Annotated in this window: 3 protein-coding genes; all 3 read right to left on the minus strand. The window is 67.2% G+C overall.

What is annotated here, in order from left to right; translation table 11 throughout:
- On the minus strand, positions 1-1222 hold a 1222-nt coding region (gene atpD, locus V6M46_RS16210; protein ID WP_332666971.1), incomplete at its 3' end, for a F0F1 ATP synthase subunit beta.
- Positions 1223-1290: 68 nt separating this feature from the next.
- On the minus strand, positions 1291-2154 hold the full coding sequence (gene atpG / locus V6M46_RS16215) for a F0F1 ATP synthase subunit gamma (RefSeq protein ID WP_119719279.1): 864 nt from the start codon (positions 2152-2154) through the stop codon (positions 1291-1293).
- A gap of 78 nt (positions 2155-2232) precedes the next feature.
- On the minus strand, positions 2233-3751 hold a 1519-nt coding region (gene atpA, locus V6M46_RS16220; protein ID WP_442880540.1), incomplete at its 5' end, for a F0F1 ATP synthase subunit alpha.

Genomic DNA, 3751 nt, shown 5'->3' on the forward strand with positions numbered 1-3751 from the left:
GCTGCGAGAAGAAGCGCTCGATCTTGCGCGCGCGCGACACGGCCTGCTTGTCCTCTTCCGACAGCTCGTCCATGCCCAGGATCGCGATGATGTCCTTGAGCTCCTTGTACTTCTGCAGCGTCGCCTGGACCTTGCGCGCGACGTCGTAGTGCTCGTTGCCGATCACGTTCGGGTCGAGCTGGCGCGAGGTCGAGTCGAGCGGGTCGACGGCCGGGTAGATGCCCAGCGACGCGATGTTTCGCGACAGCACGACGGTTGCGTCGAGATGGGCGAAGGTCGTCGCCGGCGACGGGTCGGTCAGGTCGTCCGCGGGCACGTACACGGCCTGGATCGACGTAATCGAGCCGGACTTGGTCGAGGTGATGCGCTCCTGCAGCACGCCCATCTCCTCGGCGAGCGTGGGCTGGTAGCCCACCGCCGACGGCATGCGGCCGAGCAGCGCCGACACTTCGGTACCGGCCAGCGTGTAGCGGTAGATGTTGTCGACGAACAGCAGCACGTCCTTGCCCTTGCCCGACGCGTCCTTCTCGTCGCGGAAGTACTCGGCCATCGTCAGGCCGGTCAGCGCGACGCGCAGGCGGTTGCCCGGCGGCTCGTTCATCTGGCCGTACACCATCGCGACCTTGTCGAGGACGTTGGAGTCCTTCATCTCGTGGTAGAAGTCGTTGCCCTCGCGGGTACGCTCGCCCACGCCGGCGAACACGGACAGGCCCGAGTGCGCCTTGGCGATGTTGTTGATCAGCTCCATCATGTTGACGGTCTTGCCGACGCCGGCGCCGCCGAACAGGCCGACCTTGCCGCCCTTGGCGAACGGGCACATCAGGTCGATGACCTTGATGCCGGTCTCGAGCAGTTCGGTCGAGGACGACTGGTCCTCGTACGACGGCGCGGCGCGGTGGATCTCCCAGTGCGCCGAGGCGTCGACCGGGCCGGCCTCGTCGATCGGGCGACCGAGCACGTCCATGATGCGGCCCAGCGTGCCGGCGCCGACCGGCACCGAGATCGCGTTGCCGGTGTTGTTGGCCACCAGGTTGCGCTTGAGGCCGTCGGTCGAGCCGAGGGCGATCGTGCGGACCACGCCGTCGCCGAGCTGCTGCTGCACTTCCAGCGTGATCTCGGTGTTCTCGACCTTCAGCGCGTCGTACACCTTCGGCACCGAACCGCGCGGGAACTCGACGTCGACGACGGCACCGATGATCTGAACGATCTTGCCCTGGCTCATGGTTGTTTCCTCGTAACTTTAATTCTGGGTCGCGGTCGCCGGATGGCGCCCGCGCGTATGCGTTTGGCTCAGACCGCCGCGGCGCCGCCGACGATTTCCGAGATTTCCTGGGTGATCGCCGCCTGGCGGGCCTTGTTGTAGACCAGCTGCAGCGTGCCGATCAGCTTGCTCGCGTTGTCCGAGGCGGCCTTCATCGCGACCATGCGCGCGGCGTGCTCGGAGGCGACGTTCTCGAGCACGGCCTGGTAGACCAGCGACTCGATGTAGCGGGTCAGCACGTGGTCGAGCACGGTCTGTGCGTCGGGCTCGTACAGGTAGTCCCAGTCGTGCTTGGCGACCTGCGTCTCCGACGGCGGCAGCGGCAGCAGCTGGTCGAACGCCGCGCGCTGGGTCATCGTGTTGACGAAATCGTTGTAGCAGACGAACACGCGGTCGAGCTCGCCGGCGGTGTAGCCGTCGAGCATCACCTTGACCACGCCGACGATCTGCTCGAGCTTCGGCTGGTCGCCCAGGTGCGTGACCGACGCGCGCATGTTGACCTTGAGCCGGCGGAAGTACACCGAGGCCTTCTGGCCGATGGTGACGACGTCGATCTCGACGCCCTGCTCCTGCCACTTGCGGAACTCGCCGAGCAGCTTGCGGAACAGATTGTTGTTGAGGCCGCCTGCCAGGCCGCGGTCGGACGAGACGATCACGTAGCCGACGCGCTTCACGGTGCTGCGCTCGACCATGTACGGATGCTGGTAGTCGGCGTTGGCCTGGGCCAGGTGGCCGATGACCTGCTTCATGACGCGCGCGTACGGGCGCGAGACCTTCATCCGGTCCTGCGCCTTGCGGATCTTGGAGGCCGAGACCATCTCGAGCGCGCGCGTCACCTTGCGGGTGTTCTGCACGCTCTTGATCTTGGTTTTGATTTCGCGTCCGCCAGCCATTTCTCTTCTCGGTAGGACGGGCCCGGGCCCGCCGTTCGATCCAGCCTTGCAACGGTGGGCCGGGGCCCACCCTGTGCCTTACCAGGTACCGGTCTTCTTGAACTCGGCGATGCCGGCCTTGAACGTGGCCTCGATCTCGTCGTTCCACGCGCCCGAGGCGTTGATCTTGCCCAGCAGCTCGCCCTGGGTGTTGGCGAAGTGCGCGTGCAGGCCGTCTTCGAACGCCAGCACCTTGTTGACCGGCACGTCGTCGAGGTAGCCCTCGTTGACCGCGTAGATCGACAGCGCCTGCAGCGCGATCGGCATCGGCGCGTACTGCTTCTGCTTCATCAGCTCGGTGACGCGCTGGCCGCGCTCGAGCTGCTTGCGGGTGGCTTCGTCGAGGTCCGAGGCGAACTGCGCGAACGCGGCGAGCTCGCGGTACTGGGCCAGCGAGATGCGGATGCCGCCCGAGAGCTTCTTGATGATCTTGGTCTGGGCCGCGCCGCCGACGCGCGACACCGAGATGCCGGCGTTCACGGCCGGGCGGATGCCGGCGTTGAACAGGTCGGTCTCGAGGAAGATCTGGCCGTCGGTGATCGAGATCACGTTGGTCGGCACGAACGCCGACACGTCGCCCGCCTGGGTCTCGATGATCGGCAGCGCGGTCAGCGAGCCGGTCTTGCCGGTCACGGCGCCGTTGGTGAACTTCTCGACGTACTCCTCGGACACGCGCGCGGCGCGCTCGAGCAGGCGGGAGTGCAGGTAGAACACGTCGCCCGGGTAGGCTTCGCGGCCCGGCGGGCGCTTGAGCAGCAGCGAGATCTGGCGGTACGCGACGGCCTGCTTGGACAGGTCGTCGTACACGATCAGCGCGTCTTCGCCGCGGTCCATGAAGTACTCGCCCATCGTGCAGCCGGCGTAGGCGCTGATGTACTGCATCGCGGCCGACTCCGACGCCGTGGCGGCGACGACGATCGTGTGCGCCAGCGCGCCGTTCTCTTCGAGCTTGCGCACGATGTTCGCCACGGTCGAGGCCTTCTGGCCGATCGCGACGTACACGCACTTGATGCCGGTGCCCTTCTGGTTGATCACCGCGTCGATCGCCAGCGCGGTCTTGCCGGTCTGGCGGTCGCCGATGACCAGCTCGCGCTGGCCGCGGCCGATCGGGATCATCGAGTCGACCGACTTGTAGCCGGTCTGCACCGGCTGGTCGACCGACTTGCGCCAGATCACGCCCGGGGCGACGCGCTCGACCGGCGCGGTCTGCGAGGCACCGATCGGGCCCTTGCCGTCGATCGGCTCGCCCAGCGCGTTGACCACGCGGCCGAGCAGCTCCGGACCGACCGGCACTTCGAGGATGCGGCCGGTGGTCTTGGCCACGTCGCCTTCGCGCAGGTGCTCGTAGTCGCCCAGCACCACGGCGCCGACCGAGTCGCGCTCCAGGTTCAGCGCGAGCGCGTAGGTGGCGGCGCCACTGTCGGAAGCGGGCAGTTCGATCATTTCGCCCTGCATCACGTCGGCCAGGCCGTGGATGCGCACGATGCCGTCGGACACCGAGGTGACGGTGCCTTCGTTGCGCGCCTCGGCGGCCAGCTTGACCTTCTCGATGCGGGTC

This window comes from Aeromicrobium sp. (genome assembly GCF_036676885.1).
Lineage (GTDB): Bacteria > Actinomycetota > Actinomycetes > Propionibacteriales > Nocardioidaceae > Aeromicrobium.

Bases quoted from the DNA above. Each gene is read 5' to 3' on its own strand.
- atpG (WP_119719279.1), bottom strand. From the start codon at position 2,154: ATGGCTGGCGGACGCGAAATCAAAACCAAGATCAAGAGCGTGCAGAAC.